The sequence below is a fragment of the Citrobacter sp. Cf116 genome (assembly GCF_030336505.1).
GTDB classification, from domain to species: Bacteria; Pseudomonadota; Gammaproteobacteria; order Enterobacterales; family Enterobacteriaceae; genus Citrobacter; species Citrobacter freundii.
On the sequence record NZ_JAOWEQ010000037.1, the window covers coordinates 1,452,780 to 1,478,455 of the forward strand.

Genomic DNA, 25,676 nt, shown 5'->3' on the forward strand with positions numbered 1-25,676 from the left:
AAGCGGGTTTATATTCAAAAGATGTACCAACCATCAGGACTAAGAGTAAATTGCCTTATGAATCCAGATTCATTTGCGCCGTTTAATATTGATTTCACACGTTCAAGAGGCTGCGCAAGATAGACTAACTTTGCATTTTCGAAAGTTGGAAAATTTTCTTTTGGGAAAACGCCATATAGTCCTACCTTGCCATAATCTTTATGATCAACGCGATAAAATACCGACCAATAATTTTGTTCTTCTGGCGTGTCATAAATTACAACTTCAATCGTAAATTCTATCCCAGCAGGTGAAACATGATGGACAGTTCTTTTTTGGGATGGCATCCTGCTAAACGTTGTCATAACTCACCTTGTCATTTAACTTTTACACAGTCATAAGTAGCATACTGGCGCGGCGCGTCCATGCTAGCTTGCAGCCATTGAGCATTGAGGATGGCTTTTCCGTTGCGCCCAATAAACTCCATTCCTACCCACCGGCCAGGCTGATTTGTCGCCATGCGCCAGTCAATTTTAACGTTGTTATAATCGCCTTTCTCTTTCAGGAAAGTCACTTTTTGTGATTCAGGCTTAGCGCCGTTGATTCGAGCTAAACCGTCATCGGCCCAGTGAATTTTGAAATCCCCACATTGGGAATCGGCAAATGCCTGAAACGAAAGCAACGTAGCGAAGGTAAAAATTACGAGTTTCACGTCCCTCACCTCAATAATTTGTCTTTTGCATAGCGCTGGAATTAACCAAATCGCGGCTGCCACGCGCGAAACACATCAAATCCATGTACCACGCCTGACCTCTGGTGTCGCCAGTATAGTCGATAGCTTTGACGATATAAACGCCATCCGTCGCAATGCTGGCAGCCTGTGACGTTGTGCCGGTCAGCACGCGGTTACCGTTCTCGTCAGTCTCGCTGATGCGCCCAGGCGACTGCGCTATCTCGCTACTTCCGAGCGCGGCGCGGTACACCGAAGCCTGATCGAGCTGGACAAGGCCATTAATTCGGATGTTGGGGTTTATCAGGCACCGCACGTTTACGCCGCCGCCCATCGTCTGTTGCGGCATACCGATAAGACCGGTATTGGCATTCAGCACGATGGCTTCGTGAATGTATTTATTCTCCGGCACCATCTGGACTTGACCATCCACCAACTGCCATGTCGATTTACACTGCGCCGCAATATTGTCCATGACGTTGCGTGTGGATGTGTAAATCGCGCGGCCACGAGGAAACACAGTATCTGGAAATTCGCCGGTAATGCCCTGTGTCACGCCGAACGCATTGAAATCCTTCATCGTCGCCTGGTGCAGATTCGCAAGTGTATAACCGGCTGCAAGCGTGGTGATAGTGGTGGCGTACAGGAATGCTTCATGGTCACCGATGGCCTGAATCAACACCCAGGAATCGGTGATATTGTCCTTCCCGGTAACGGTGAAGCGAATATCGCCATCAAAAATCAGGCCGTAGTTCTGACCGTAGTTCTGACCGTTCACCTGCCCTATCTGGTCTGGTGAAATCTCCCTTGCGACACCGACCTGGCTTGCGTCAACATCCGGCGCAATACCGTCATACCCGGCGGTGATGCGAATTTTGGCAAACTCCTGCCCCAGTATCTTGTTCGTGGTATCGGTGGAAAGGTTGTAAATTTTCACATTTGCCACGCGCGGCCAACGAGTATCCGCCCACTCGATTTGGAAAGTAACCTTAAAATCGGAAAGGGAAACGCCCTGCCCGTTCTGGTCCAACAGCTGCAGCTCGAAATGGCGCATCCAGTTGAGAGACATTTCTACTCCTGTACGAAAATGAGGTGGCTGTATGCACCAAGGTTTGTTTTGGTGGGCTCGTCTGGCGCGCCTTTATCAGTTGCAACCACCAGAGCGCCATCAATGCCAAGCTGCGGATATTGCCGCAACAGATTCACGCCGGTTAGCAATGGAACGCCAGAGAGCAGAGCCGAACCCCCGCTATCCATCACGTCCATAATCCAGCCTGCTGCATCTCGCCAGATGATCCTGAGCGTATACGTCGTATCGCCAAGTAATATTCGAAACTGCTGATTGTCAGGAGAAAGCGGTATTTCATTAAACTGCATATCATCCCCCGAATGCTGATGTCACACTGCCGCCCAGCTGGCTCAGCAGCGATTCATTTGGCGGCGTAGTGGATTTTGTTCCGGAATTTTGCATTGCCGATGTGCTGACACCATCCTGCATATCTGATTTATCAGCGACGCTAACGCTCTGCGTTTGCGACATGATCACTTCACGCAGGGTAAGCGTGCAGTTCAGAACGCTCTCGCTGGTTTTGTCCGTTGTCACCTCGATGGCGCGCACCAGCATATTGCTGTACACCCGCTTTCCGGTGATTACATCGAACGGCACCCGAGAGGACTGGAGATCCAGCAGTTGCTGGTAGGTCTCTTTCGGGCTCAGTCCGGCGCTGAGGCCTATTGAAGATGTATCAATGAAGTCCAGCAACGAACCACCGCCAGCGAAGCCGCATTCCATTGTGACTTCGCTGGGGCGCTTATACGCATGATCGGCGATGAAACCCGATGCGCTATTCGTTGTTGGCTTCTCCACCGGGTGCTCGGTGATTTCGAGCGCGTCAGAGTGCTTTTCGGAGACGACCACGCTGGGGATCAGCAGGCCAATTCGCCGGGATTGCTGGCGAAAAATTGCTGATAAAATATCCATTATCTCGGTCCTGCGGGTAGTTGCTGGGTTAGCTGCGAGTTCACGCCCTTCTGACGGTCGACAGTCAAGCGAGCCGCTTCACGCGGATCGGAAACACCATGGATGTTAATGTTCGTTTCCTGCTGAATCACCGGGGCGCTGGTGGGCATGTTGCTCATTACTTTCGGGATGTAATTGCGCGTTTCCTGCGGCATCAGCCCCATACCATAGCGCTGAACATTTCCGATCCCCCAGTTATAGGATGCCAACGCTTTGTCGAGGTTGCCGCCATTCTGCCGCAACAGCTGGCTGAGGTACTTAGCGGCTGCCTGAGCTGACTTTTCTGGGTCGAATACATCATTCCCACGCAAGCCCATATCGCGTGCCGTGCCGTCCATAAACTGAAACAGCCCTTTAGCACCCGCGCCGGACATAGCGAACTGATTACCACCCGACTCGGTGATCGCTACGCTTTTCAGCAGACCCGCCGGGAGCTGGTAGAGCGATTCCAGCTTATTGAACATCGGACCCATCCAGTCGAGCAGTACCTTACCCTGAGCTGTTGCTCGTGGACGCTTAACAGATTGCGCCCGCTGCTCCGGCTCCAGCCCCATTTCCTGAATTTTTCTCTGAATCTCTTCATCCGTGAAAAAGTCTTTCCCGGGGTTGGCTTTTCTCAGTGCCTCATAGGCCTGCTGACGCTGTGGGACAATGTTACTACCAATGCCCCCGATAGATGCCATCTCTTCGCTGGTGGTCGGCGTATTGTTGGCAGGGATGAACATAAGCAACCATGGGTTTTTGATTGCCAGCTGAGCGATACCTTGCGCCAGCTTGCCGAGTCCACCAATAGAGCTGCCAATCGCCTTGCCGAGCCCGGTAAACCCGGCGACAAGCCGCCCGATACCGGTGAGCATGGAGACCAGCTTCGCGCCAGCAAGAAAACCAAAAAGAATGGTGAGCGTATTTTTCCAGCCGCCAAGGTTGTCCTTGAGCTCCAGAAACTTATCGCGCAACCACTTGAATACCTTCTTTGCCTGCTCAATTTCTGGCTGCCATTTGGACCAGTCAATCAGACTTTTGCCGCCTTCTTTCCATGTCTGGTAGTCGTCGTAAAGAAGACCTATAGCCAGAATTAAAGACGTTATCAACCCAATGGGTGATTTCAGGAACGCTGCATTAAGGAGTCGCCAGGCAATTAAAATTGCGCCAATGGTCATCAGGAACTTTTTGCTGCCATCGTCCAGCTTTTTCCACCAGTCAATGACAGAGCCAGCGGCCTGAATCACACGCCATGCCATTCGCGTGAATGCGTTCGCAAGCCAGATCACGCCTTTAATGACCTTGGTCAGTGTCTCTTCAATCTTAGGGAAGTTGTCGAGGATGCGCCGCCGCAGGCTATCAAGCGAACCCGCAAGACCACCAGCGAGATTTGAGCCGATCTTATCCCGCATTATGCCGAACAGCGACGTAAGCCCGCGCATGGACGTCATGAATTTGTTGGACTGAGCAGCCGCTTTATCAGCGTTGAATCCCGTCTTTTGCAGCATCGACTGGTAATCAGCGGTAAAGCCATTCATGCCGCGACGCATCGCCATCAGCGTGTTTTCGTCGATGCCAAGCATCTGCGCGTATTGCTTCGCGCGGTAATACGGCATGTTATTGAGTTTTTGCCCAACACCAGTAAAGATGGCCGCCGTATCACGCATCTTTCCGCTAGCATCACGGGTCTGGACGCCCAGGCGGTTAAGGAAGCCTTCCGCACCGGGGTTACTTCGCATGAACCCGGCCAAGCCTTCAAGGGAGGACATAGCCGACTCGGCGCTGGCACCGGTTTGCGATGCCGCATAGCCCAACGCTTTGATGCCCTGGACGCTGGCACCAGTACGCTGAGATGCCCAGTAAACTTTATCCAGCCCGTTCGCAATCTGGGTGGTAAATCCGACAATGCTCAGCGCTACGCCTTCCACCACCGCGCCGACCTTCAGAACGTTCGCGGTAACGCCTTTCAGCACGGCTTCGAACTTATTGGCGCCAGCCTGATCGATATCGAATCCCAACGAAACAAGGAAATCTTTAATCGTATCTGCGTTACCGCTCATTGGCCGCTCTCCATTTATCTACCCTGGCGTCGTTATCCTCGCGCATGTCGAGGTAGTCATTGAGCAGCGCGATACGGCAAAGATCTACCGCGCCGCTGCTCAGGTCTTTCTGGTCAATATGGAAGGCGAGAACCGAGCGAAGAATAAAATCTTCACCGCCCGGCAGGCTGTTGAAGGTTATTCCGCTGGCGGGGTGGGCGTCTCGCTGGTAGGGAGTCCTTGCAAAAAATTTCCCAGAGAATCGGCGACCACCCGCGCCACCAGTTGGAGCATGGTAAGCAGGTCGATATCGTCAAACGCCATTTCGCCATGCTGGCAGACCGGTACCCAGCCTTTCATGTGCTCACGCGAAACAACGGAGAGACAGGGAAACAGGATAGCGTCCACGTCTCCATCACTCAGATCGGACACCGCATTAGCGATCTTTGGCAGGATAGTGGTCATCGCGCCTTCGGTGTCTTTGCTGCTGATCTTCTCCTGAACATTTCGGAAGTCAGAAACCATCCCGGCCAGAACCGGCAACAGCTTGCGGGACACCTTCAGCTGTTCGAAAACGTTGAGCTTTGAGGTGCGATATTTCACACCTTTAATTTCGAATTCCATGCGTTAAAACTCCCCGAGCAACTGGTCAATCTTGCCGCAGTCGAATACCCATGCGACGGTTCCGCCCTCTTTGGCGTTATTAAAATCAGGCTGTTTCTGGAATGCACACGAACGCGCAGTAGAAATATCACCCGATGCCGTGTTGCGAATGACAATCACATTATTACCCCAGGTGGCAGAGGACTGGCTTTGCGCGTTATATGCCAGAGACAGCTTCTTGTTTACCGGGGAGGTTTTCAGCAACGTCACCGTAATGGTGCCCGACTTATCGGCGTGCAGGCTATGCATCACTTCGCCATCGGCACCGATAGTCATGGTGTTTTTGTTGCCGCCCATGGTCTGGGTGATACCTTCCTCTGAGTTTGCAGAACCCTGACCAAGGTCGATAACGCCAGTCGGCCCGGTGAGCGACGCGGTTACATCAAGAAAAGAATAAGTAGACATTTATCGCTCCTTAGCGAACCACGTTGATCTGCACATCAGCGTAATGAACTGCGCCAGCCAGCTTACAGGCCACCTGAATTAACGGAGCTTTGCGTGCTTCGCGGTCAGCCTGTGCCTGCTCGGAAAGAGGTTGCGCATACACGTAGTAACCTTTTGTCAGCGTATCGCCGGAATCCAGTTGCCCAATCGGGCCACCATTCCATACGCCAGCCGCCACCAGGCCGTTCGTGACAGACTGGTCCATGGACTGTTCAACGTTGGAAAGCAGGCGAGTAACGCCAGCATCTGTCTGCGGAATTTTGGTGGTGCTGGTATAAAGCAGGTTAAAAAGATTGGTCTGGACATAGTTTTGCAACCAGTCGAGCCCATGGCGTTCATCGAAGAAATCACCGTTCGACATCACGCCTTGCTGAAGAATTGCCGTGTCGTTCGCGTAATACACGAATACATTCGCATTCTTCGCATCAACGGCCGCCGCCTGAGCAACGGTCAGCGTTTCGTAAGTAACGCCAGGCTCCTGTTTAAATTTCAGGGTGATCGTCGTGTTGCTACCGTTGAAATTGACAGTAAATGCTCGACCAAATGCCGACAGGGCAGCATATTTGCTGGAGGTGGAATATTGCACAAAAGTACGGCTATAGGACGCAGCTTTGAGTTTTGATGCAAGATCGGTAGTTGAAGTCGTCTCGGTTGTAGCCGGATTTTCTGTAGTGATCGCCAGGATACGGCTCACTGTAGATGATTCAATCGCAGCGGCTGCACTAAGCCAGTCTGCATCGTCGATATCGTCATCATCCGCGACACCAAGACCATACCAGTTGGTATAATCCAGAACAGCATTAACTGCCTGCAGCAACGTTTCGGTACTGCCACTTTCAGCGGAGGCTAAGGTCTTAGCCCAGCGTCCAACGTAGACAAACTGAGGCTTAGGAGACTGTGAAAAATAATCTACTGCTGCTTCATATTCCGGGCTATCGACCCCAAAATCATCGCCGATATCATCTGTACCCGCGTAGAGTCGAATTCGCTCGGCCACCGGGATTACCGTCGACGTACCCAGAATAAGCAGCGAGCCAAAATTTCGACCAGTGGCCGCTTTAGGCGCAATGATCACGTCGACATTAACGACGTTAGATACAGGTAATCCCTGCTGCATAATTTACTCTCCGAAGAATGATACTGGTGCTTCCACCAGAGATTTGATGCCGTACTCGCGCACAACCTTACGACGCAGGCGCACGGTCATGTCGTAGCGGCGAACCCATTGCTGGTTAATTTGTTCAGGGAAAGGCGTCAGACCGGTACAGTCGCCAAAAGACAGACCAAGTGCGTTCAGCTCAGCATTGTTTTGTGGGATTGAGATCCCATCACGAAAACGGGACGCAAATGACATACCCGCCGGGCCGTAAAACGACGCCAGGCATTCAAAGGTTTCATGCCGCCAGAGCTGCGCCCCCTCATCGGTCTGATTGGTAAATGCAGGGCTGTTATCAATGGGCCACCCGGTAACGCCGAACGCGCACCAGTTAGTCTCAACTGGTAGCAGTGGCGGTTGTTCTTTCTGCCAGCGCGGGCGAACCATCCCAGAAGGAAGCCCGGAAACGTTCCGCACCCACTGGCTTAACATTCTGTCGAGTGCTTCGTCATAATCCGGATCGCCGCTGGTAGGTGTCAGCCATCCGCGCTCTGTACTGGTGTTATTACTCAATGGGATTTCCCCCATCAAACGGCAGCAACTCACAATGTGCCTGGACGAAGCCAACGCCGTAAGCCGTATAGGGGTCGACGAACGTTACGCGATAATCACGGTTCTGATACGTCACGATATCGGCGTCACGACCAGTCTGCCCCTGCGTAAGTCGCTCAGTGGTCACGATAAGAATCGCACCACTGATAACCTGGCCGGACTGCATGCGGCGGTTTTCCAGCGAGCGGTCGACAGTAACGACGCCAGAGAATTGCGTTTTAACTTCGCTGTCGCTGCCGATCCCGTCTTCATCAACGGTTTGCTCTCTCCGGGTAACCCAGAGATTGGTGTCGCAAAAGTCGGGGTCAAACAGCACATCTGTCACGTCAAGAGTTGGCATCTTTATCCCTCACTACGTGGGTGATGGCTCTGCGGTACTGCCCGGTATCGATTAACGGCCTTACATTCTCATTGCTTATCAATTGACCAGAGTCTGTATTGATAGCATTAAGTTTTCCATCTGCCGATCTCCGCGCAAGCTCCGCTTTTGCACCCTTGCGCCCACGTCGCGCACGGGCTTCAACCGTGCTGTCTGCCAAAGGCGTAAAGCCGGTAATGGTCATGTAACGCCTGACACCATTAGCGGCCAGCGTTCCGGCGCGGTTGAGCGCTCTTTCCGAACCCGCCGCATTACCATCAAGCGCAGCCTGCGCCGCTGCTTTGAGCTGCGGCAACGTCTGTTCCTCTACCGATTTAACGCCGGGGACCAGGTGCGGACGTGGGGGGATGTTTTGCGCCGGTGAGCCGTATTCGTTGACGTAACCGATCCCGGCATTGCCAAATGGCACATCCTCGCGATCGCTATCTTCAGCAGGAATACCCACCAGCACCTCTTTTTTGGCGATGGCCTTTAACGCGTCTAAAATAGCCTGAGAGTTATCAGCCACAATCGTTACGCCGCTTTTCATAGCTGGCGACCGCCAGCGCCGAACATAGTAGCGAGCTGGTAAAACTCTGCGCCGTAGCGAGTGTTGTTCCAGAAACCTGCATCAGGATTCAACGTCATACTGTTGTCGTAGCTGACGCTGACCTTATCAACAGATTTAGAGGACTGGACGCCACTGGCGTTACCGCCGGAGCCACCGGCCGCCGCAGAACGCTGGTCCTGAGCAAACAACGTCATGTAATGAGCGACATACAGCTCGACGATGTAGGGATACATAGTCGGGCCGTAGAGACTTTCATTCAGCATGACGTCGGCCAGATTCAGCCGAAACTGGATCTGAGCTTCAGGGTATTTGGTGGTATCAGCGAACTGCGGGAAGTCGGTGCGAAATTTACTTACGGTTGGCAGGTCCGGATTTTTCGGCATTTTTATCCCCTTCGCCGCCAATAAGCGACGCCGCGAGCTGCATATTCAGGTCTTCAATCTGCTTATTCAGAGCATCAATCGTGTCCTGATTCGCTTTAAGTTGCTCATCGCGCTGAGCGAGTGCATCTTTTAGCTTCTGCAGCTCGTCGCCATCATCAGTATTCGAACGGTCCGCCAACTCCGCATGTGCCAGGGTAAACCAGTGCCCGGCATGCTCTTCTGGCACATCATGGAGACCTTTGGTGTATTCGGTCGCCGTACCGTCTGCCAGCGTCAACTTGAAAGGGGTGTGAACGAGGATCGAAACCAGTTTTTCTTTTGCCATTTGGAAAGTCCTTCAGGCCCCATAAAGGGGCCATGCTGGTTATCAGATACCGTCCACGTAGGACAGCGTTTCTTTATACACAGGCTCGATTGCACCCAGCTTGCCGTAGTAGGTGACAATCTGATACAGACCGCGATACTGCACCGGCACGCTCTGCAGCGGTACCAGCGGATAGCGGACGTATTTCTTATCATTGGTGTAAGCAACCATGCGATCTTTACCGCCGACACCACGGCCTTTCAGCCACTTAACCGCGCGGATGTTCAGTGGAACACCGTTCTGGTGGTAGCTGATGGTGTTAGTTTGGAGGTAGGTCAGCAAAGACTGATTACCTGCTGAAGACACGATGATGCTGGACAGCAGAGCAAACTGCTCTGGCGGGATCAGCAAATCGCGCGGCACAACTGAATAGCCAGAAGCAGCCCAGGCATCCGAAAGCACCGTGTTAATGCTGGTGCGGATTTCATCCGGCGTGGACACCGCCGACGGCGTAATCATCGCGGGCAACGAGCTTCAGATCCACGACCTCAAATACGGAAAAGGGGTGCGCGTCGATGCTGAGCAGAACGAGCAGTTGCAACTTTATGCCCTGGGCGCTCTCGAGCAATTCAGCATGCTGTACGACTTCGAGACGGTGCGCCTGTTCATCCACCAGCCGCGGCTTAACCACGTTTCAGAGTGGGCCCTGACGGTGGAAGAGCTCCAGGCATTCGGCGAACGGGCGCAGGAAGCCGCGGCCAGTGTGATTGTGATGTTCAACATTGCCGAATGCGACGGTGTTAATACGCTGCCGCTGGAAAACTTCACACCCGGCGAAAAACAGTGCCGTTTCTGCAAGGCTAGTGCCATCTGCACCGCACGCGAACAACTGCACATCAGCACCATCGCAGGGGATTTCGACGACATAACTCAGTCCGTTGGCGATCTGCTGGCTGACTCCATCGCGCGCGTACCGCTACTAACCGTTGAACAGTTGGCAGAGGTGTACAGCCAGGCGGACTTTATCGAATCCTGGCTAAAGGCAGTGCGCGATCGGGTGAACAGTAAGCTGAACGCCGGGCATCCGGTACCGGGCTTTAAGCTGGTTACTGGTAAACAGGGTAATCGCGCCTGGAGCGATGAAGAAGCCGCCCGCGCGCTGCTGAAAGACCAGTTCCGTTATAAAACTGAGGAGGTTTTCGACCTTAAGCTGATTAGCCCGACCAAAGCCGAGAAGCTTATAAAAAAGGCCAGCCCTCGCCGCTGGGCGAAAGTCGAAGCGCTGGTCACCCGCGCTGACGGTAAGCCCACCGTCGCCCCCGAATCCGACCCGCGCCCAGCGCTCAACATCAACCCTGTTAACGATTTCGACGACGTGTCCGACGACGCGCTCGCCGCAGACCTCATCTGATTAAGGAACGACTCCATGAAAATTAAACTGAACAACATCCGTCTGGCCTTCCCTGCTCTGTTCGAAGCTAAAACCGTGAACGGCGAAGGCGACCCGCGCTTCTCTGCTGTTTTCCTGATGGACCCGAAACACCCGCAGCTTGATGAAGTCCGCAAGGCTCTTAAGCAGGTAGCGAAGGAAAAATGGGGCGAGAAGTGGGAAACCATCTACAACCAGCTGGAGAAAAAACTCAATCTCTGCCTGCACGACGGCGACGAGAAAGCCGAATACGAAGGCTTCCCGGGCAACTTCTTCCTGAATGCAGCCAACAAAGCGCGTCCGGCAGTCATCGATCGCGACCGTTCCCCGCTAATCCAGGCTGATGGCCGTCCTTATGCCGGTTGCTACGTCAACGCGGTGATCGACATCTGGGCGCAGGACAACAACTTCGGCAAACGTGTTAACGCCTCACTGGGTGGCGTCCAGTTCCTGCGCGACGGTGACGCCTTTGCAGGCGGTGGTGTTGCCGCACCGGACGACTTCGACGACATCAGCGAAGGAGCTGACGCAGACGCGCTAATTTAATAATGTAGCATCAATGCAGCCCTCATTGAATTGGGGGCTGTTTAATTTTTTGTTCCTCTTTCAATGAACGAACTTGATTATCATATATTCTTTGTGCGAACCCGTTAATTTGCTTAGTTAAGTCAGAGTCTAATTTATAATGTTTTTCGGCCCATTCTATTAAATTTTTTCTCATTATTATTTTTGGCTCAATTTGATTAATTCTATTTAAATGCATTTCACGACCGCGTTCAAAATCATGATATTCTTGTTCACTAACGTTCTGCCCATCGATTGTGTAGGTTGTACCAATTGCATGGAAGGACACCTGAGTTTTTTTATCAGCATACCGTTCATTATGAATAGCCTTATCAATACTTACTATTCGCAGCCACGTCCAGAACTCATCATTAAGAATATATTTATCAATTACTTTTAATATTAAATAATCTCGACCTATTAGTAGCAGAGGCATCAAAAAATAAACACCAAGAAAACTCAACGCTGCTGTAATAATAGTTGAAAAAGAAATTGACAATTCCATTGTATCCTCCTGAGGTTAGACATGAACAATATACTATGGGGCGACCTGGAAACCTATTGTGATACCCCAATAAACAACGGTACTCATGCTTATGCGGAAAACGTCGAAGTTATGCTATTCGCTTGGGCTATCGATGATAGTCCTGTCAGTGTCTGGGACCTGACGGCTGGTGAGCCGATACCCGAGCCGTTGTGGTTCGCCCTTCGTGACCCCGATACCCTGCTTTATTTCCACAATTCGCACTTTGACCGCACGGTGCTGCGCCATGCAATACCGCGGCTGGCCCCTGATGTAACACGCTGGCGCGACACAATGGTGCAGGCGCTGGCGCACAGCCTCCCCGGTGCGCTGGGGGTTCTTTGCGAAGTGCTCGGTGTCCCGCAGGACAAGGCGAAGGACAAAGAAGGTAAAGCGCTGATCCAGTTGTTCTGCAAACCACGACCGAAAAACAGCAAACTGCGCCGGGCCACCAGCAAAACACACCCGGAAGAATGGCGACGCTTTGTTGCTTATGCTGGCCTTGATATCGAAGCCATGCGAGAAGTGTATAAGCGGCTGCCGAAGTGGAATTATCAGGGCGCAGAGCTGACGCTCTGGCATCGTGACCAGCAGATTAACGACCGTGGCGTCTGCATGGATGTGCAGCTCGCTCGCGCCGCAATCGAGGCCGTAGACCAGGAGCAAAAGCGCCTGGCAAAACGCACGCAGGTGATGACCGACGGCGAAGTGCAGGCAGCGACCCAGCGAGACGCGCTGATTAAGCATATCGTCGAATCGTACGGCGTGGAGCTGCCGGACATGCAGCGCAGCACGCTCGAACGGCGCATCGCGGATCCTGATTTGCCGTCTGCGGTGAAAGAACTGCTACACATCAGGCTCCAGGCCAGCACCACCAGCACCAGTAAGTACAAATCGCTGATGAAGGGTGTAAGCCGTGACGGGCGCCTGCGTGGCACGCTGCAGTTCTGTGGCGCATCGCGTACCGGGCGCTGGGCCGGGCGATTGTTTCAGCCGCAGAACCTGCCCCGCCCTTCCCTTGAGCAGGAGCGTATCGATGAAGGCATCGAGGCACTGAAATCAGGATGCGCCGATCTGCTGTTCGATAACATCATGGAGCTGACCAGCTCGGCGCTGCGCGGTTGCATCATGGCACCGGAAGGCAAAAAGCTGGTTGTCTCTGACCTGTCGAACATTGAAGGGCGAAAACTGGCCTGGCTGGCTGGAGAACAATGGAAGCTGGACGCGTTCCGGGAGTTCGACGAGGGTACCGGGCCGGACCTCTATAAGCTGGCCTACGCCCGCGCCTTCAACATCTCGCCGGATGACGTCGATAAATACCAGCGCCAGATCGGCAAGGTGATGGAGCTCGGCCTCGGCTTCGGCGGTGGTGTTGCGGCGTTCCTGACCTTCGCCCTGGTCTATGGCCTTGACCTCGACGAGCTGGCGAACGCAGCGCTGCCGAATATCCCCCGCGATGTTATTCGCGAAGCGAAAAGCTGGTACGACGAATCCGTTAAGCGTAAGACGACCTACGGCCTGTCAGAGCGCGTATTCATCGCCTGCGACTCGCTTAAGCGTCTGTGGCGCAGAGCGCACCCGGCAACCTGCGATTTCTGGTACGAGCTTGAGCGCACTGTCCGCACCGCCATCGCTACACCAAAAAAGACGCTGTACTGCCGTTATCTGAAAATCCGTCGCGATGGCGCATGGCTGCGTATCCAGCTGCCATCCGGGCGCGCGCTGTGCTACCCGTCCCCGTCAATCGAGAAGGGAAACATCACCTATCAGGGCGTGAACTCTTATTCGCGTAAATGGCAGCGGCTCAAAACCTACGGCGGAAAGCTGGTGGAAAACGTCACCCAGGCGGCCGCCCGTGATGTTCTGGCCGGAAACATGCCGCTGATCGAGGATGCCGGTTACAGCATTGTGCTGACGGTACACGATGAAGTGATCACCGAGGCACCGGACACCGACCATTTCAACGAAACGGCGCTTTCCGCGCTGCTCTCCACCAACCCCGAATGGGCGCCCGATATCCCGCTGAACGCTGGCGGCTTCGAGGCGCTTCATTACCGTAAGGATTGATCACTATGGCTTGTAACTGCTTTTCAGAAGTGAAAGAACGCATGGAAGCGCGCGTAAAAGAAGTGTTGGGTGATTCGGTTCATTCGATGGAGGAGTGTGATTTTGGTAGTCGAGTTTGGGTGCTCGAAAAAGGCGACTACTGCGCGGTAATGCTGCCGTTCAACGTGCGGTATCACAAGCGCAAGAAGAATGGCGAGCCTGAGCAACGCATCACTAATGCAGACACAAAGATCGCAATCAATTACTGCCCGTTCTGCGGTACCAAATTCAACGGAAAAGACCAACCTAATGAAGGGTAACTCCTATGTCATTCGAAAAACACGACAGCCCGTTGTATTTCCGGTCTGCGCGGGAAGCAATGCGCCTTGAGCAGGCTGGCGAATATGACCGGGCGGCGAAGGTTTGGGCCAAAGCCAACCGGGAATCACGCAACCCAGTAAACCAGCAGTGGAGCGATAACCGCTCTGATTTCTGCATCATGCAGAACATCCGCAGCAAACGAACGGAGGCAGTGTAAATGTGGATTCTCATTTTTTGGATGTCGTCACCGTTCTCTATCACTTTGAGCGATGCTGCACAACCAACCCTACAAGTGGAAACGCAGGAATTTAGCAAAGAGCAGGCATGCAAAGATGCCTTCGCTTCAATCAAAAAGCTGAATGATGGTGATTTGAAACTACGTGGCGTATGCGTGCCTAAGGACTAAAGATGGCCTACGAACGTGAAAGCCTTATCGAAAAGCACCTCGTCGCCGAAGTAAAAAAGGCTGGCGGGGTCGCCTTTAAGTTCGTATCACCTGGTCGCCGTTCGGTACCGGATCGCATTGTCCTGTTACCCGGAGGCCGTCTCGTTTTCGTTGAATGCAAATCCCCCGGCAAACCACCACGCGCCGACCAACTGCGCGAGCACGAACGGCTGCGCTCGCTGGGCTTTACCGTGGTGGTACTGGATAGCAAAAATCTGGAGGGGGTATTGTGAGACTATCGTTCTGAGTGGTTTCTCTTGAGCTTAGCTGCTTTCAAAAAACATACTTTTAGTTGTTGTGTTTCTTTAGTGCTTACGGGGGTTAGTTTCCCCTCGATTCCTTCAACACTCATAAATTCGGCAATATTTTTTTTACAGTTCCCCAAGACAAATTTTCCGTTATAACTTTCGATAATATATGCATCATATTTTTTAGAATAAAAAAGTGGCTCATCAGATAAATACGCCCACGCCCACCCAAGGACTGAAGGAAGCATTGCTATGGATATAAATAGCATAACCCCGTGAGTTTTGTTTTTTATTCTAAATTCATTTCTAATAAAAACAGATACTGCTCTGACACTGACAAGGCTAAAAAATCCTAATAGTATTGCCTGAGTAGCCACATCCCTTGTAACTTTTTCATAAAGATATGAACTACCACCATATAAATACATTGTCCAGTATGAAAGTAAAGAGGCCAAAATGAAGAAAAATAAATACACCCACCATGGAATATTTTTCTCTTCGGTATCGATATGCAGCAAAGCGACTAATGTACACAAAAGCCCTAATGCAATAACAGAAAATTTAACTATTTCCCCGATGCCAATAGAAATAAAACTAACAGGGAACCCATAAAATGAGCTGTACCCTTTGTAAAAAGAAAAGGCCATAAAATAAAGGGCGGCCAAGAGAACTGTTGTAATTGATAAATCTTTTACATTCATGATGTTCGGGAGCACCTTTCTAATCAGGGATTTTCTTCATGATAACTTTTAAACCTCGTCCCTACCAAGACCTTATCATCAACCACGAAATCGACATCCTGCGCTGCAACATCTGGGCAGGTATGGGTATGGGTAAAACCGTGGCGACGCTCACCACACTCGAAGATCTCTTCATGGCGGGAGCGGAGATACAGCCCGCGCTGGTCCTCGCGCCACTGCGCGTAGCTGCCAGCACATGGCCGGATGAAGCTGTGAAGTGGGGACATCTACGGAATATAGAGGTTCAGCCGATTGTCGGTAATGCTAAGGCACGCGCTGCAGCGCTGGCGAACAGCAACGCCAGCGTTTTTACCATCAACTATGACAATCTGGTCTGGCTCGTTGAAGAACTGGGGGGACGCTGGCCGTTTGGTACCGTCATTCCCGACGAGAGCACCCGGCTGAAATCCTTTCGGCTGCGGGGTGGAGGTAAGCGCGCGGCGGCACTGGGCAAAGTAGCTCATAAACACGTCAGGCGTTGGATGAATCTCACCGGTACGCCAGCGCCAAACGGCCTGGTGGATTTGTGGGGGCAAGCGTGGTTTGTGGATCAGGGACAGCGCCTCGGACGCACTTACGGTGCGTTTACCTCCCGCTGGTTCAACTCGATACAATTTCCGGGACAGAGCTGGACGAAGCTGGAGCCGTTCGCCCATTCGCAGGACGAGATACAGCGGGCGCTTGCCGACGTGACAATCTCCCTTGACGCCGCTGACTGGTTCGATATCAAAGAGCCCATTCATAACGTGATCCGCGTGGACATGCCACCGAAGGCCCGCCAGCAGTATCGCGAAATGGAAAAGGAAATGTTCCTCGAACTCAACGGCGAGGGCATCGAAGCGCCGAACGCTGCGGCAAAAACAGTGAAGTGCCTGCAAATTGCCAGCGGCGCGGTGTACACAGACGACGCGGGGAGCTGGTCAGAATTGCACGACGCGAAGCTGCAGGCACTGGACAGCATACTCACCGAAGCAGCTGGCGCACCGGTACTGGTGGCTTACCACTGGAAGCACGATCTAGAGCGCCTGCTTAAAGCGTTCCCGAAAGGTCGCCATCTCGACCAGGATCCGCAGACGCTGCGCGACTGGAACGCCGGAAAAATCCCGGTGCTGTTCGCGCATCCGGCCAGCGCAGGCCACGGTCTGAACATGCAGGACGGCGGCAACATACTGGTGTTTTTCTCGCACTGGTGGGATCTGGAGCAGTACCAGCAAATTATTGAACGCATTGGGCCTACCCGGCAGATTCAGGCCGGACACAACCGCCCGGTGTTCATTCACCACATCATCGCTGCCGACACTATGGACGACATGGTGATGGAGCGGATGAACTCAAAACGAACAGTGCAGGACATCCTGCTCGATGCCATGAAGAAGAGAGGTATAGCATGAGCGAGCAACCCGACGATCTGCTCACCCCGGACGAGGTATGCCAGAAGCTGGGCATAACCCAGAAGACGTTATGCGACTGGAATATAAAGCACCGGCATCGCGCCGTACTGGCACCCATCCGTTTCAGCGCGAAAGTGGTTCGTTATGAGCGCCGTAACGTCGACGCTTTCATCCAGAAATGCCGCAGCCAGTATTAACCCCGTCGCCGTAACAGAGCAGCCTGCGCGAGTATGCTCCGTTCGTGAGCCTCGAAGGCTTCGCGCTTCAACGCAATCTCTTCCTGCAAAATCTCATCTGAAAAGTCGTAATGTTCTGCCATCGGGTCATCTGACTTGCTGGAGTGGTGAAGGCACAGGAGGCTTATTTCCCTTCTATCTGATCGGGAATAACCTCTTTCCTTCATCAGGGCAATAACATTGCTCTTAAGGAATTTGCGGCACATCGTATTAAATGCCCCCTCTCTCCCCTTAATAGTCCCATCATGCTTCATACCTTTTACAGCGCCTTCCGGGCTGTAGGTTTTCACCAGTTTATCCAGCGATCGTTTTGAAAATGGCTGCATTGGGTCACGCGGCTGCAGGAATACAAAATCGTTATTGCACTCAGGAACTGAATCACGCCAGGCTTTCTGCTCGTCGATAATCCGCCGGATCTCTGGCGTTATCGGCAAGCGGAAAGCCTTTTGTGTTTTCATAGCCCCGCGCATACCGATAACTCCTTCCGGATAAACAATTTCGCCAGCATCTTCATTAACGTAATCCCAGCGCAGGTTATGAACGTTAATCGGTCGAACGCCGGTAATAATCATATAGCGAACGGCGTTTTTCTGCTGTATTGAGGTACAGGCGGCCACGTTGAGCCAGAGCCGGGCAATGGATTCTATATCGGTAAAAAGTCGTGTCGGGGTGGGTTTCTGTACGCGGGAGGAAACATAATCATCGGGCAGGCTGGCGGCAATGTTGCGGCCGTTGCAAAGAGTGGGAGAGCAAAACTTCCAGAATCGACGAAGCTCGGCGAACAGCTCCAGGGCGTTATTGTTCGAGCGAGTGGCGATCCACTCGTCCAGCACTTCCACCAGCCGAGTGTATGTCACGTCGCTGAACACTTCGCGCTCGCCGAACGTTGCTTTAATCCGGTCGATACGCACCCCGTAAGTGGTGAAACTGTCCGGGCTCAGCTTCTGCCGGGCTACTTTGGCTTTGAGATCATCCCGGTACATTTCCAGCGCAGCATGAACGGACTCGGCTCGCAGACCACCTTCGGCCATACCTGACGCCTTCTCGCGCGCCAGTTGAATTGCGAGCTCCGGCCATTCGCCGAGCTTTTTACCTTTGAGCGCCATCTTTTTGGGAAACTCGGCGTAAAATGTAACCTTACCTGCTTTGCTGAAATCGATGCGGAGATAATTCTCTTTTTCGTATTTGGAACGGCGAGCCACTCCGGAAGCAGCGAGGATGGTTTTGGCGGCAGCAACACAGATTTTCATGTGTGCGCTGGTATAGGGAGGTTTACAGGCGTCCCATTTTTCAGACGCGGCTAAAACATCGTCATTATTGGGGCTATCCAGTTTATGTGTTACAGTGCGCGGCATTCTCAATCCTTATCTGCGTAGGCGCAGAAAACAAGCTCACACATGCAGGCCTTTACTACGGGACAAAATGCAATGTGTTGCGGTTTTGTGTTACTGGATTGAGTTTATCAGCGTTAAATACACTGGATCAACATACAGCAAGTTAATAATAGTGAAGAATGCGAATCCGCAATAACTTACTGATTTTACACTGCTTTAATGGTAATTCATTGATATGTCTTTACTAATTACTAAACGCTGTATTAATTGCGATATGTGCGAGCCCGAATGCCCGAATGAGGCGATTTCGATGGGTGATAGCATTTACGAGATTAACAGCGACAAGTGTACGGAATGCGTAGGCCATTACGACACGCCAACCTGCCAGAAGGTGTGCCCGATCCCCAATACTATTTTGAAAGATCCGGCACATGTCGAAACAGAAGAGCAGTTGTGGGATAAGTTTGTGCTGATGCACCACGCCGATAAACTTTAACCGCGTCGCCATCCGGCAACGTGCAGAATCTAACTCTCGATAATCACCGTGGCGCAGGCGTAGTGACGCTCATCGGCCAGCGTCACATGCATATGCGCGACGCCGAGTTTTTCCGCCAGTTTTAACGCCTCTCCCCATAATCGCAGACGCGGCTTACCGAGTTCGTCATTAAAGACTTCAAACTGATTAAACGCCAGCCCATTGCGAATACCCGTGCCAAAGGCTTTTGCTGCCGCCTCTTTGACTGCAAAACGCTTCGCCAGAAAACGCACCGGCTGCTGATGCGTTTCCCAGATTGCCCATTCGTTGTCGCTGAGCACACGTCTTGCCAGGCGGTCGCCGGAACGGGAAATTACCGCTTCGATGCGGGCAATCTCCACGATATCCGTACCTAATCCCAAAATCGCCATTAGCCACGCGCTTCCAGCATCAGGCGCTTCATTTCGACTACGGCATCTTTCAGACCGCTCATCACCGCGCGCCCGATAATGGCATGGCCAATGTTCAGCTCATGCATTTCCGGGATCCGTGCGATAGCTTTAACATTGTGATACGTCAGACCGTGACCCGCATTCACCTTTAGGCCAAGGCTTGCAGCATAGGTCGCCGCTTTGGCGATACGCGCCAGTTCGCTGGCCTGCTCTGCGTCAGTTTTCGCATCGGCGTAACAGCCGGTGTGAATTTCAATAAACGGCGCGCCAACTTCCGCAGCGGCCTTAATCTGTTCTTCGTCGGCATCGATAAACAGCGAAACCAGAATGCCTGCGTCCGCCAGGCGTTTGCAGGCATCGCGCATCTTGTCACGCTGACCGGCGACGTCCAGACCACCTTCAGTGGTAACTTCCTGACGTTTTTCCGGCACCAGGCAGCAAAAATGCGGCTTAGTCTCAACGGCAATCGCCAGCATCTCTTCGGTGACTGCCATTTCCAGATTCATGCGCGTATCCAGCGTCTGCCGCAAAATGCGCACGTCACGGTCGGTGATATGGCGACGGTCTTCACGCAGATGTACGGTAATACCGTCCGCGCCCGCCTGTTCAACGATAAACGCTGCCTGAACCGGGTCCGGATATGCGGTACCGCGTGCATTACGTAACGTGGCAATGTGGTCAATATTGACGCCTAACAGTAATTCAGCCATGACAATCCTCGTTAATCATTATTTGTTTTTACTGCGCGTTTTGGCATAAATTGCCGGAACAGTTCCCGGCTTTTTAACGGCTTACCACCAAGATACGGCTTTAACGCCATGCGGGTAAAGCGTTTCGCGGCGCGTAACGTATCGACATCAGGAAATTCACGCGACTCAAGTGCTTTGAGATGGCGTCCGGTAAAGGTGTTGTTATCAATAACGACGCTGGCAATAAACCCTTTTTCTTCCCGGTAACGATAGGTCATGGTGTCGTCTACCGGCTCGCCGCTGCCCGCACAGTGGGTAAAATCGACGCCGTACCCCAGATGTCCAAGTAAGGCCAGCTCAAAGCGACGCAATGCAGGTTCTGGCGAACCCGTCGCGCCAGCCAGCGCCTGAATACAGTTCAGGTAATCGAAAAAGAGTTCAGAAAAGCGGGTTTCGTACTCGAGTACGCGCGAGACAAGCTCGTTGATATACAAGCCGCTGTACAGCGTGATACCGCTAAGAGGGAGTGCCAGAGAAACAGCTTCAGCACTACGTAGGGTTTTGACCTCTCCACGCCCACCAAAGCGAAGCAACAACGGGGTAAAAGGCTGGAGCGCGCCTTTGAGATTAGAACGTTTGGAACGTGCGCCTTTAGCCACCAGGCGCACGCGACCCGACTCTTCCGTGAAGACGTCCAGCACGAGACTGGTTTCGCTCCAGGGGCGACTATGCAGGACAAAAGCGCGTTGCCATCCTTCCATCATAATACTCGTCGTCTTTCAAGTTGCAGGTGCGTTGGCTGCGCCCGTTCACCCCAGTCACTTACGCGAGTAAGCTCCCGGGGATTCGCGGACTTGCCGCCTTCCTGCACCTCGAAAGCCATAGAGTATTAAAACTACTGGTCGTCGCCGTAACCGAGGCTACGCAGCGCGCGTTCGTCATCGGCCCAGCCGGATTTCACCTTCACCCACAGTTCGAGGTGAACCGGCGCTTCGAACATCTCCTGCATGTCTTTACGCGCTTCGATGCCGATGGTTTTAATTTTGGCCCCTTTGTTGCCAATAACCATCTTCTTCTGCCCTTCACGTTCAACGAGAATCAGACCGTTAATATCGTAACCACCGCGCTCATTGGAGATAAAACGCTCAATTTCCACGGTAACGGAGTACGGCAATTCAGCACCCAGAAAACGCATCAGCTTTTCACGGATGATTTCTGAGGCCATAAAGCGCTGAGAACGATCGGTGATGTAATCTTCCGGGAAGTGATGAATAGCTTCCGGCAAATGCTTACGCACGATGCCCGCAACGGTATCGACATTCAAGCCGGTTTCGGCAGAAATCGGCACGATATCAAGGAAGTTCATCTGGCTTGCCAGGAACTGCAGGTGCGGCAGCAGATCGGCTTTTTCCTGAACGTTGTCTACTTTGTTCACAGCCAGAATAACCGGGGCTTTGCCATCACGCAGCTTGTTGAGCACCATTTCGTCGTCCGGCGTCCAGCGGGTGCCTTCCACAACGAAAATAACCAGTTCAACATCACCGATCGAGCTGCTCGCCGCTTTATTCATCAGGCGGTTGATCGCTCGTTTTTCTTCCATATGCAGGCCTGGAGTATCAACATAAATCGCCTGATACGCGCCTTCAGTATGGATGCCAACAATACGGTGACGTGTTGTCTGAGCCTTACGTGAGGTAATAGAAATCTTCTGCCCAAGCAGATTATTCAACAGGGTGGATTTGCCGACGTTCGGGCGACCGACGATGGCAATAAATCCGCAGTAAGTTTTCTCTTCGCTCATTCCAGCTCCAGTTTTTTTAACGCCTGTTCGGCGGCAGCCTGCTCAGCCTTACGACGGCTCGAACCCGTGCCAACCACCGGTTCACTCAGGCCGCTGACCTGGCAGTGGATAGTAAATTCTTGATCGTGTGCTTCACCACGGACCTGCACCACCAAATAAGACGGCAGAGGCAGGTGGCGACCCTGCAAATATTCCTGCAGGCGCGTTTTCGGATCTTTTTGTTTATCGCCCGGGCTAATTTCATCCAGACGAGTTTGATACCAGTTCAGGATTAATTGCTCAACGGTTTGAATATCGCTGTCGAGGAAGACGCCGCCGATCAACGCTTCAACGGTATCGGCCAGGATCGATTCACGACGGAAGCCGCCGCTTTTCAGCTCACCAGGCCCCAAACGTAAACATTCACCGAGGTCAAACTCACGGGCTAATTCAGCCAGCGTATTGCCGCGAACCAGCGTTGCGCGCATGCGGCTCATGTCACCTTCGTCCACTCGAGGGAAACGGTGATACAGCGCATTAGCGATAACAAAGCTCAAAATAGAGTCGCCCAGAAATTCTAAACGCTCGTTATGTTTGCTGCTGGCGCTCCGGTGAGTTAATGCCTGCTGCAACAGCTCCTGATGATTAAAAGTGTAGCCCAGCTTCCGTTGAAGCCGATTAATTACGATGGGGTTCATGCGATACCAATAAATGAATGCGTCAACAATTCAGCACACGAAACAGACCTGATATACGCAATTTGCGGAGCCATCTGGCTTCGCCTGCATGCTTTTATATACAAACCAACGCTGTTTCGTGTGCCGTGGCAACCTGTCGGTGCCAACCTAAAACTTCGGGGGAATATTCTATACACAACGACAAGGGATGTCGTTAGTCTGCGGGAATTTATCCGAGAAATAATTCACGCTGCCGCCGTAATGACGACAACGTGAACGATTATCGGTGATTAGTGAATGCCACCAATACGGCTTAAACGCACACCGGTCGGCCATTCACCTTCTTGCTTATCGAAACTCATCCAGATAGCGGTCGCTTTACCCACCAGATTCGCTTCCGGCACAAATCCCCAGTAACGGCTGTCCGCGCTGTTGTCACGGTTATCACCCATCATGAAGTAGTGCCCTGGCGGGACGATCCAGGTTGCCAGTTGCTGACCAGGCTGGCGGTAATACATTCCCACCTGATCCTGCGCGATTGGCACGGTCAGAATGCGGTGCGTGACCTCACCCAGCGTTTCTTTACGCTCAGAGAGACGAATACCGTTCTCTTTCGTTTCGTTCAGCGGAACTTCAAAGAAGCCACTGGTCGCTTCCCCGCCGTTACGGCGCGCAAAGGTCTGCACGAAATCACTTGGCTGAACATCCGAATACGTTACCGGCAGCGCGTTTTCACACGCCTGACCGGAACGGCATCCTGGCTGAATAGTCACCTCTTTCGCCACTGGATCGTACGTTACTTTGTCTCCCGGTAAACCGACAGCACGTTTAATGTAGTCCAGGCGCGGATCTTCCGGGTATTTAAACACCACGATATCACCGCGTTTCGGATGACCGGTTTCGATCAGCGTTTTCTGGTAAATCGGATCTTTAATCCCGTAGGCGAATTTCTCCACCAGGATAAAGTCACCGATAAGCAGCGTCGGCATCATCGAACCTGACGGGATCTGGAACGGCTCATAAATAAATGAACGTACCACCAGCACAATCGCCAGTACCGGGAAAACGGATGCCCCGGTTTCCAGCCAGCCCGGCTTAGGGGATACTTTTTTCAGCGTTGCTTTATCCAGTGAATCACCTGCAGCAGCTTGCGCTGCTGCCTGACGCTCCCGGCGTTTTGGTGCGAAGATGAATTTATCTACGCACCATAAAATGCCCGTCACCAGTGTGGCAATCACCAGAATCAGGGCAAACATGTTCGCCATGCCAACTCCTTAAGATTATTTGCTGTCTTTACCGACATGCAGAATGGCGAGGAACGCTTCCTGCGGCAGTTCGACGTTACCGATCTGCTTCATGCGCTTTTTACCCTCTTTCTGTTTTTGCAGCAGCTTTTTCTTACGGCTGATATCACCGCCGTAGCATTTCGCCAGAACGTTTTTACGCAGCTGCTTCACGGTTGAACGCGCGATGATGTGCGTACCAATGGCCGCCTGGATCGCGATATCAAACTGCTGGCGAGGGATTAGATCTTTCATCTTCTCAACCAGTTCGCGGCCACGGCTCTGGGAGTTGTCGCGGTGAGTAATCAGCGCCAGCGCATCGACACGTTCGTTGTTGATAAGGACATCAACGCGCACCATGTCAGACGCCTGGAAGCGTTTGAAGTTATAGTCCAGCGACGCATAGCCGCGAGAGGTCGACTTCAGACGGTCGAAGAAATCGAGTACTACTTCCGCCATCGGGATTTCATAGGTCAGCGCCACCTGGTTACCGTGGTAAACCATGTTGGTCTGGACGCCACGCTTCTCGATACACAGGGTGATGACGTTGCCAAGGTAAGCCTGCGGCAGCAGCATGTGACACTCAGCGATCGGCTCACGCAGTTCGTAGATGTTGTTCAGCGGCGGCAGCTTGGACGGACTATCGACGTAGATAGTCTCTTTCGCCGTGGTTTCGACTTCGTAGACTACAGTCGGCGCGGTAGTGATCAGATCCAGATCGTATTCACGCTCCAGACGTTCCTGGATGATCTCCATGTGCAGCAGACCAAGGAAGCCACAACGGAAGCCGAAGCCCAGCGCGGTAGAGCTTTCCGGTTCGTAGAACAGGGAGGCGTCGTTCAGGCTCAGCTTGCCAAGCGCGTCACGGAAGTTTTCATAGTCGTCAGAGCTCACCGGGAACAGACCGGCGTAAACCTGTGGCTTCACTTTTTTAAAGCCTGGCAGCGGTTTGTCTGCCGGGTTACGCGCCTGCGTCAGGGTATCGCCAACCGGCGCGCCGAGGATGTCTTTAATCGCACAAACCAACCAACCTACCTCGCCGCATTTCAGCTCGGTACGGTCAACCTGTTTTGGCGTGAAGATCCCCAGGCGGTCGGCGTTATAGACCTGACCGGTGCTCATTACTTTAATTTTGTCGCCTTTACGCATGGTGCCGTTTTTAATACGCACCAGCGACACCACGCCAAGGTAGTTGTCGAACCAGGAGTCGATGATCAGCGCCTGTAATGGGCCTTCCGGATCACCTTCCGGCGGCGGAATGTCGCGTACCAGACGTTCAAGAACGTCAGTGACGCCAACGCCGGTTTTCGCCGAGCAGCGAACGGCATCTGTCGCATCGATACCGACGATATCTTCGATCTCTTCCGCTACGCGTTCAGGATCGGCGGCCGGTAGGTCGATTTTGTTCAGAACCGGCACCACTTCCAGATCCATTTCCATGGCGGTATAGCAGTTAGCCAGGGTCTGTGCTTCTACGCCCTGCCCGGCATCAACCACCAGCAGTGCACCTTCACAGGCGGCAAGCGAACGGGAAACTTCATACGAGAAGTCAACGTGGCCCGGGGTGTCGATAAAGTTAAGCTGATAGGTTTCACCATCAGATGCTTTGAAATCGAGCGTCACGCTCTGCGCTTTGATAGTAATACCGCGCTCACGCTCAAGATCCATCGAGTCGAGAACCTGCGCTTCCATTTCACGGTCAGACAGGCCACCGCAGATCTGGATAATACGGTCAGACAGCGTCGATTTACCGTGGTCGATGTGAGCTATGATTGAAAAGTTACGTATGTTCTTCATATAGTGTAATTATTGTGCCTTACGCCCGCCTGAGCAGGCTCTGAGAAGTCGCTGTTCTGAGCTTA

General features: G+C 52.7%; 34 protein-coding genes and 2 pseudogenes. 10 read left to right on the top strand and 26 right to left on the bottom strand.

Annotated elements, in window-relative coordinates:
• Window positions 1-14: 14 nt before the first annotated feature.
• From OGV74_RS16270 to OGV74_RS16345, 16 genes and pseudogenes are all read right to left on the bottom strand, one after another.
• Window positions 15-344 (bottom strand): hypothetical protein, encoded by a 330-nt coding sequence (locus OGV74_RS16270; RefSeq protein WP_286521115.1) that lies wholly within the window; start codon window positions 342-344, stop codon window positions 15-17.
• Between the two features lie 11 nt (window positions 345-355).
• Complete coding sequence (locus OGV74_RS16275; protein WP_502873952.1) at window positions 356-691, bottom strand: STY1065/STY2022 family phage-derived protein; 336 nt, start codon at window positions 689-691, stop codon at window positions 356-358.
• A gap of 10 nt (window positions 692-701) precedes the next feature.
• A complete protein-coding gene (locus tag OGV74_RS16280) occupies window positions 702-1,778 on the bottom strand; it encodes a hypothetical protein (protein ID WP_286521117.1) in 1,077 nt (358 codons plus the stop codon).
• Between the two features lie 2 nt (window positions 1,779-1,780).
• Window positions 1,781-2,086 carry a phage baseplate plug family protein gene (locus OGV74_RS16285; RefSeq protein WP_286521118.1) on the bottom strand — a complete coding sequence of 102 codons (306 nt, stop codon included), beginning with the start codon at window positions 2,084-2,086 and terminating at the stop codon, window positions 1,781-1,783.
• Window position 2,087: 1 nt separating this feature from the next.
• Window positions 2,088-2,690: a phage baseplate protein gene (locus OGV74_RS16290; protein ID WP_286521120.1), complete on the bottom strand. Its 603-nt coding sequence runs from the start codon at window positions 2,688-2,690 to the stop codon at window positions 2,088-2,090.
• The gene (locus OGV74_RS16295; RefSeq protein WP_286521122.1) at window positions 2,690-4,771 is read right to left on the bottom strand and encodes a lytic transglycosylase domain-containing protein; all 2,082 of its coding nucleotides are present in this window, start codon (window positions 4,769-4,771) and stop codon (window positions 2,690-2,692) included. The genes OGV74_RS16290 and OGV74_RS16295 overlap by 1 nt, the downstream gene beginning before the upstream one ends.
• The gene (locus OGV74_RS16300) at window positions 4,761-4,952 is read right to left on the bottom strand and encodes a DUF6889 family protein (protein WP_502873955.1); all 192 of its coding nucleotides are present in this window, start codon (window positions 4,950-4,952) and stop codon (window positions 4,761-4,763) included. The genes OGV74_RS16295 and OGV74_RS16300 overlap by 11 nt, the downstream gene beginning before the upstream one ends.
• Window positions 4,949-5,374 carry a phage tail assembly chaperone gene (locus tag OGV74_RS16305; RefSeq protein WP_286521124.1) on the bottom strand — a complete coding sequence of 142 codons (426 nt, stop codon included), beginning with the start codon at window positions 5,372-5,374 and terminating at the stop codon, window positions 4,949-4,951. Before OGV74_RS16305 ends, OGV74_RS16300 begins: the two co-directional genes overlap by 4 nt.
• Window positions 5,375-5,377: 3 nt before the next feature.
• The gene (locus OGV74_RS16310) at window positions 5,378-5,818 is read right to left on the bottom strand and encodes a DUF3277 family protein (protein WP_161656473.1); all 441 of its coding nucleotides are present in this window, start codon (window positions 5,816-5,818) and stop codon (window positions 5,378-5,380) included.
• A 10-nt stretch (window positions 5,819-5,828) separates the two neighbouring features.
• Complete coding sequence (locus OGV74_RS16315) at window positions 5,829-6,974, bottom strand: DUF3383 family protein (protein WP_286521129.1); 1,146 nt, start codon at window positions 6,972-6,974, stop codon at window positions 5,829-5,831.
• A gap of 3 nt (window positions 6,975-6,977) precedes the next feature.
• The gene (locus OGV74_RS16320; protein WP_502873953.1) at window positions 6,978-7,526 is read right to left on the bottom strand and encodes a phage neck terminator protein; all 549 of its coding nucleotides are present in this window, start codon (window positions 7,524-7,526) and stop codon (window positions 6,978-6,980) included.
• Window positions 7,519-7,905: a head-tail adaptor gene (locus OGV74_RS16325; protein WP_286521132.1), complete on the bottom strand. Its 387-nt coding sequence runs from the start codon at window positions 7,903-7,905 to the stop codon at window positions 7,519-7,521. Before OGV74_RS16325 ends, OGV74_RS16320 begins: the two co-directional genes overlap by 8 nt.
• Complete coding sequence (locus OGV74_RS16330) at window positions 7,892-8,473, bottom strand: hypothetical protein (RefSeq protein ID WP_286521134.1); 582 nt, start codon at window positions 8,471-8,473, stop codon at window positions 7,892-7,894. The genes OGV74_RS16325 and OGV74_RS16330 overlap by 14 nt, the downstream gene beginning before the upstream one ends.
• Window positions 8,470-8,877: a DUF4054 domain-containing protein gene (locus OGV74_RS16335; RefSeq protein WP_286521136.1), complete on the bottom strand. Its 408-nt coding sequence runs from the start codon at window positions 8,875-8,877 to the stop codon at window positions 8,470-8,472. Before OGV74_RS16335 ends, OGV74_RS16330 begins: the two co-directional genes overlap by 4 nt.
• Window positions 8,843-9,202: an STY1053 family phage-associated protein gene (locus OGV74_RS16340; RefSeq protein WP_286521138.1), complete on the bottom strand. Its 360-nt coding sequence runs from the start codon at window positions 9,200-9,202 to the stop codon at window positions 8,843-8,845. Before OGV74_RS16340 ends, OGV74_RS16335 begins: the two co-directional genes overlap by 35 nt.
• 42 nt (window positions 9,203-9,244) lie before the next feature.
• A pseudogene (locus OGV74_RS16345) lies at window positions 9,245-9,685 on the bottom strand (major capsid family protein); the annotation flags it as partial.
• On the opposite strand from OGV74_RS16345, the pseudogene OGV74_RS16350 reads away from it, so the two are divergent.
• Both OGV74_RS16350 and OGV74_RS16355 read left to right on the top strand, forming a co-directional pair.
• Window positions 9,678-10,592 (top strand): annotated as a pseudogene (locus OGV74_RS16350) (DUF2800 domain-containing protein); the annotation flags it as partial. The pseudogenes OGV74_RS16345 and OGV74_RS16350 sit on opposite strands and share 8 nt — an antisense overlap.
• A 15-nt stretch (window positions 10,593-10,607) precedes the next feature.
• On the top strand, window positions 10,608-11,156 hold the full coding sequence (locus OGV74_RS16355; RefSeq protein WP_194208984.1) for a DUF2815 family protein: 549 nt from the start codon (window positions 10,608-10,610) through the stop codon (window positions 11,154-11,156).
• Window positions 11,157-11,178: 22 nt separating this feature from the next.
• On the opposite strand, the gene OGV74_RS16360 is transcribed toward OGV74_RS16355, so the two are convergent.
• Window positions 11,179-11,679 carry a hypothetical protein gene (locus OGV74_RS16360; protein ID WP_194208985.1) on the bottom strand — a complete coding sequence of 167 codons (501 nt, stop codon included), beginning with the start codon at window positions 11,677-11,679 and terminating at the stop codon, window positions 11,179-11,181.
• Between the two features lie 21 nt (window positions 11,680-11,700).
• On the opposite strand from OGV74_RS16360, the gene OGV74_RS16365 reads away from it, so the two are divergent.
• From OGV74_RS16365 to OGV74_RS16385, 5 genes are read left to right on the top strand one after another with little or no spacing between them, the layout of a single operon-like run.
• Window positions 11,701-13,764, top strand: coding sequence for a DNA polymerase (locus tag OGV74_RS16365; protein ID WP_194208986.1), 2,064 nt, complete (start codon window positions 11,701-11,703; stop codon window positions 13,762-13,764).
• A gap of 5 nt (window positions 13,765-13,769) precedes the next feature.
• Window positions 13,770-14,063: a hypothetical protein gene (locus OGV74_RS16370; RefSeq protein WP_194208987.1), complete on the top strand. Its 294-nt coding sequence runs from the start codon at window positions 13,770-13,772 to the stop codon at window positions 14,061-14,063.
• Window positions 14,064-14,068: 5 nt separating this feature from the next.
• Window positions 14,069-14,281 (top strand): ANR family transcriptional regulator, encoded by a 213-nt coding sequence (locus OGV74_RS16375; protein WP_065357949.1) that lies wholly within the window; start codon window positions 14,069-14,071, stop codon window positions 14,279-14,281.
• Window positions 14,282-14,470 carry a hypothetical protein gene (locus OGV74_RS16380; RefSeq protein ID WP_194208988.1) on the top strand — a complete coding sequence of 63 codons (189 nt, stop codon included), beginning with the start codon at window positions 14,282-14,284 and terminating at the stop codon, window positions 14,468-14,470. It abuts the gene before it with no gap.
• Between the two features lie 2 nt (window positions 14,471-14,472).
• Window positions 14,473-14,742: a PDDEXK family nuclease gene (locus OGV74_RS16385; RefSeq protein WP_194208989.1), complete on the top strand. Its 270-nt coding sequence runs from the start codon at window positions 14,473-14,475 to the stop codon at window positions 14,740-14,742.
• Between the two features lie 2 nt (window positions 14,743-14,744).
• On the opposite strand, the gene OGV74_RS16390 is transcribed toward OGV74_RS16385, so the two are convergent.
• Window positions 14,745-15,458, bottom strand: a complete 714-nt coding sequence (locus OGV74_RS16390) for a hypothetical protein (protein WP_194208990.1) — start codon at window positions 15,456-15,458, stop codon at window positions 14,745-14,747.
• A 38-nt stretch (window positions 15,459-15,496) separates the two neighbouring features.
• On the opposite strand from OGV74_RS16390, the gene OGV74_RS16395 reads away from it, so the two are divergent.
• Window positions 15,497-16,888 (top strand): SNF2-related protein, encoded by a 1,392-nt coding sequence (locus OGV74_RS16395; protein ID WP_194208991.1) that lies wholly within the window; start codon window positions 15,497-15,499, stop codon window positions 16,886-16,888.
• Window positions 16,885-17,085, top strand: coding sequence for a helix-turn-helix transcriptional regulator (locus OGV74_RS16400; RefSeq protein ID WP_024154042.1), 201 nt, complete (start codon window positions 16,885-16,887; stop codon window positions 17,083-17,085). Before OGV74_RS16395 ends, OGV74_RS16400 begins: the two co-directional genes overlap by 4 nt.
• On the opposite strand, the gene OGV74_RS16405 is transcribed toward OGV74_RS16400, so the two are convergent.
• On the bottom strand, window positions 17,082-18,479 hold the full coding sequence (locus tag OGV74_RS16405; protein WP_194208992.1) for a tyrosine-type recombinase/integrase: 1,398 nt from the start codon (window positions 18,477-18,479) through the stop codon (window positions 17,082-17,084). The genes OGV74_RS16400 and OGV74_RS16405 overlap by 4 nt on opposite strands.
• A gap of 214 nt (window positions 18,480-18,693) precedes the next feature.
• Here OGV74_RS16405 and OGV74_RS16410 point away from each other — a divergent pair, with 214 nt between their 5' ends.
• Window positions 18,694-18,954: a YfhL family 4Fe-4S dicluster ferredoxin gene (locus OGV74_RS16410; RefSeq protein ID WP_086529513.1), complete on the top strand. Its 261-nt coding sequence runs from the start codon at window positions 18,694-18,696 to the stop codon at window positions 18,952-18,954.
• Between the two features lie 29 nt (window positions 18,955-18,983).
• Here OGV74_RS16410 and acpS read toward each other — a convergent pair whose 3' ends face one another.
• The 7 genes from acpS to lepA all read right to left on the bottom strand — a co-directional run bounded on the left by acpS (window position 18,984) and on the right by lepA (window position 25,611).
• Window positions 18,984-19,364, bottom strand: coding sequence for a holo-ACP synthase (acpS, locus tag OGV74_RS16415; RefSeq protein WP_003037588.1), 381 nt, complete (start codon window positions 19,362-19,364; stop codon window positions 18,984-18,986).
• On the bottom strand, window positions 19,364-20,095 hold the full coding sequence (gene pdxJ / locus OGV74_RS16420) for a pyridoxine 5'-phosphate synthase (RefSeq protein ID WP_016150781.1): 732 nt from the start codon (window positions 20,093-20,095) through the stop codon (window positions 19,364-19,366). Before pdxJ ends, acpS begins: the two co-directional genes overlap by 1 nt.
• A gap of 11 nt (window positions 20,096-20,106) precedes the next feature.
• Window positions 20,107-20,835: a DNA repair protein RecO gene (gene recO / locus OGV74_RS16425; RefSeq protein ID WP_003037583.1), complete on the bottom strand. Its 729-nt coding sequence runs from the start codon at window positions 20,833-20,835 to the stop codon at window positions 20,107-20,109.
• A gap of 134 nt (window positions 20,836-20,969) precedes the next feature.
• On the bottom strand, window positions 20,970-21,875 hold the full coding sequence (era, locus tag OGV74_RS16430; RefSeq protein WP_032937937.1) for a GTPase Era: 906 nt from the start codon (window positions 21,873-21,875) through the stop codon (window positions 20,970-20,972).
• Entirely contained in the window at window positions 21,872-22,552 is a 681-nt protein-coding gene (gene rnc, locus OGV74_RS16435) for a ribonuclease III (protein ID WP_003037579.1), read from the bottom strand. Before rnc ends, era begins: the two co-directional genes overlap by 4 nt.
• Window positions 22,553-22,821: 269 nt before the next feature.
• Window positions 22,822-23,796, bottom strand: a complete 975-nt coding sequence (gene lepB / locus OGV74_RS16440) for a signal peptidase I (RefSeq protein ID WP_003037578.1) — start codon at window positions 23,794-23,796, stop codon at window positions 22,822-22,824.
• A 15-nt stretch (window positions 23,797-23,811) separates the two neighbouring features.
• Complete coding sequence (gene lepA, locus OGV74_RS16445; RefSeq protein WP_003037577.1) at window positions 23,812-25,611, bottom strand: translation elongation factor 4; 1,800 nt, start codon at window positions 25,609-25,611, stop codon at window positions 23,812-23,814.
• Window positions 25,612-25,676 lie beyond the last annotated feature (65 nt).

Coding starts and splice junctions, on each gene's coding strand:
- OGV74_RS16285 (WP_286521118.1), bottom strand. CDS start 2,086: ATGCAGTTTAATGAAATACCGCTTTCTCCTGACAATCAGCAGTTTCGA.
- OGV74_RS16310 (WP_161656473.1), bottom strand. CDS start 5,818: ATGTCTACTTATTCTTTTCTTGATGTAACCGCGTCGCTCACCGGGCCG.
- OGV74_RS16305 (WP_286521124.1), bottom strand. CDS start 5,374: ATGGAATTCGAAATTAAAGGTGTGAAATATCGCACCTCAAAGCTCAAC.
- lepA (WP_003037577.1), bottom strand. CDS start 25,611: ATGAAGAACATACGTAACTTTTCAATCATAGCTCACATCGACCACGGT.
- OGV74_RS16355 (WP_194208984.1), top strand. CDS start 10,608: ATGAAAATTAAACTGAACAACATCCGTCTGGCCTTCCCTGCTCTGTTC.
- recO (WP_003037583.1), bottom strand. CDS start 20,835: ATGGAAGGATGGCAACGCGCTTTTGTCCTGCATAGTCGCCCCTGGAGC.
- OGV74_RS16290 (WP_286521120.1), bottom strand. CDS start 2,690: ATGGATATTTTATCAGCAATTTTTCGCCAGCAATCCCGGCGAATTGGC.
- OGV74_RS16335 (WP_286521136.1), bottom strand. CDS start 8,877: ATGCCGAAAAATCCGGACCTGCCAACCGTAAGTAAATTTCGCACCGAC.
- OGV74_RS16295 (WP_286521122.1), bottom strand. CDS start 4,771: ATGAGCGGTAACGCAGATACGATTAAAGATTTCCTTGTTTCGTTGGGA.
- OGV74_RS16325 (WP_286521132.1), bottom strand. CDS start 7,905: ATGCCAACTCTTGACGTGACAGATGTGCTGTTTGACCCCGACTTTTGC.
- lepB (WP_003037578.1), bottom strand. CDS start 23,796: ATGGCGAACATGTTTGCCCTGATTCTGGTGATTGCCACACTGGTGACG.
- OGV74_RS16370 (WP_194208987.1), top strand. CDS start 13,770: ATGGCTTGTAACTGCTTTTCAGAAGTGAAAGAACGCATGGAAGCGCGC.
- OGV74_RS16390 (WP_194208990.1), bottom strand. CDS start 15,458: ATGAATGTAAAAGATTTATCAATTACAACAGTTCTCTTGGCCGCCCTT.
- OGV74_RS16400 (WP_024154042.1), top strand. CDS start 16,885: ATGAGCGAGCAACCCGACGATCTGCTCACCCCGGACGAGGTATGCCAG.
- OGV74_RS16410 (WP_086529513.1), top strand. CDS start 18,694: ATGTCTTTACTAATTACTAAACGCTGTATTAATTGCGATATGTGCGAG.
- OGV74_RS16375 (WP_065357949.1), top strand. CDS start 14,069: ATGTCATTCGAAAAACACGACAGCCCGTTGTATTTCCGGTCTGCGCGG.
- OGV74_RS16330 (WP_286521134.1), bottom strand. CDS start 8,473: ATGAAAAGCGGCGTAACGATTGTGGCTGATAACTCTCAGGCTATTTTA.
- OGV74_RS16395 (WP_194208991.1), top strand. CDS start 15,497: ATGATAACTTTTAAACCTCGTCCCTACCAAGACCTTATCATCAACCAC.
- OGV74_RS16315 (WP_286521129.1), bottom strand. CDS start 6,974: ATGCAGCAGGGATTACCTGTATCTAACGTCGTTAATGTCGACGTGATC.
- OGV74_RS16340 (WP_286521138.1), bottom strand. CDS start 9,202: ATGGCAAAAGAAAAACTGGTTTCGATCCTCGTTCACACCCCTTTCAAG.
- OGV74_RS16385 (WP_194208989.1), top strand. CDS start 14,473: ATGGCCTACGAACGTGAAAGCCTTATCGAAAAGCACCTCGTCGCCGAA.
- era (WP_032937937.1), bottom strand. CDS start 21,875: ATGAGCGAAGAGAAAACTTACTGCGGATTTATTGCCATCGTCGGTCGC.
- pdxJ (WP_016150781.1), bottom strand. CDS start 20,095: ATGGCTGAATTACTGTTAGGCGTCAATATTGACCACATTGCCACGTTA.
- OGV74_RS16270 (WP_286521115.1), bottom strand. CDS start 344: ATGACAACGTTTAGCAGGATGCCATCCCAAAAAAGAACTGTCCATCAT.
- acpS (WP_003037588.1), bottom strand. CDS start 19,364: ATGGCGATTTTGGGATTAGGTACGGATATCGTGGAGATTGCCCGCATC.
- OGV74_RS16360 (WP_194208985.1), bottom strand. CDS start 11,679: ATGGAATTGTCAATTTCTTTTTCAACTATTATTACAGCAGCGTTGAGT.
- rnc (WP_003037579.1), bottom strand. CDS start 22,552: ATGAACCCCATCGTAATTAATCGGCTTCAACGGAAGCTGGGCTACACT.
- OGV74_RS16405 (WP_194208992.1), bottom strand. CDS start 18,479: ATGCCGCGCACTGTAACACATAAACTGGATAGCCCCAATAATGACGAT.
- OGV74_RS16280 (WP_286521117.1), bottom strand. CDS start 1,778: ATGTCTCTCAACTGGATGCGCCATTTCGAGCTGCAGCTGTTGGACCAG.
- OGV74_RS16365 (WP_194208986.1), top strand. CDS start 11,701: ATGAACAATATACTATGGGGCGACCTGGAAACCTATTGTGATACCCCA.
- OGV74_RS16380 (WP_194208988.1), top strand. CDS start 14,282: ATGTGGATTCTCATTTTTTGGATGTCGTCACCGTTCTCTATCACTTTG.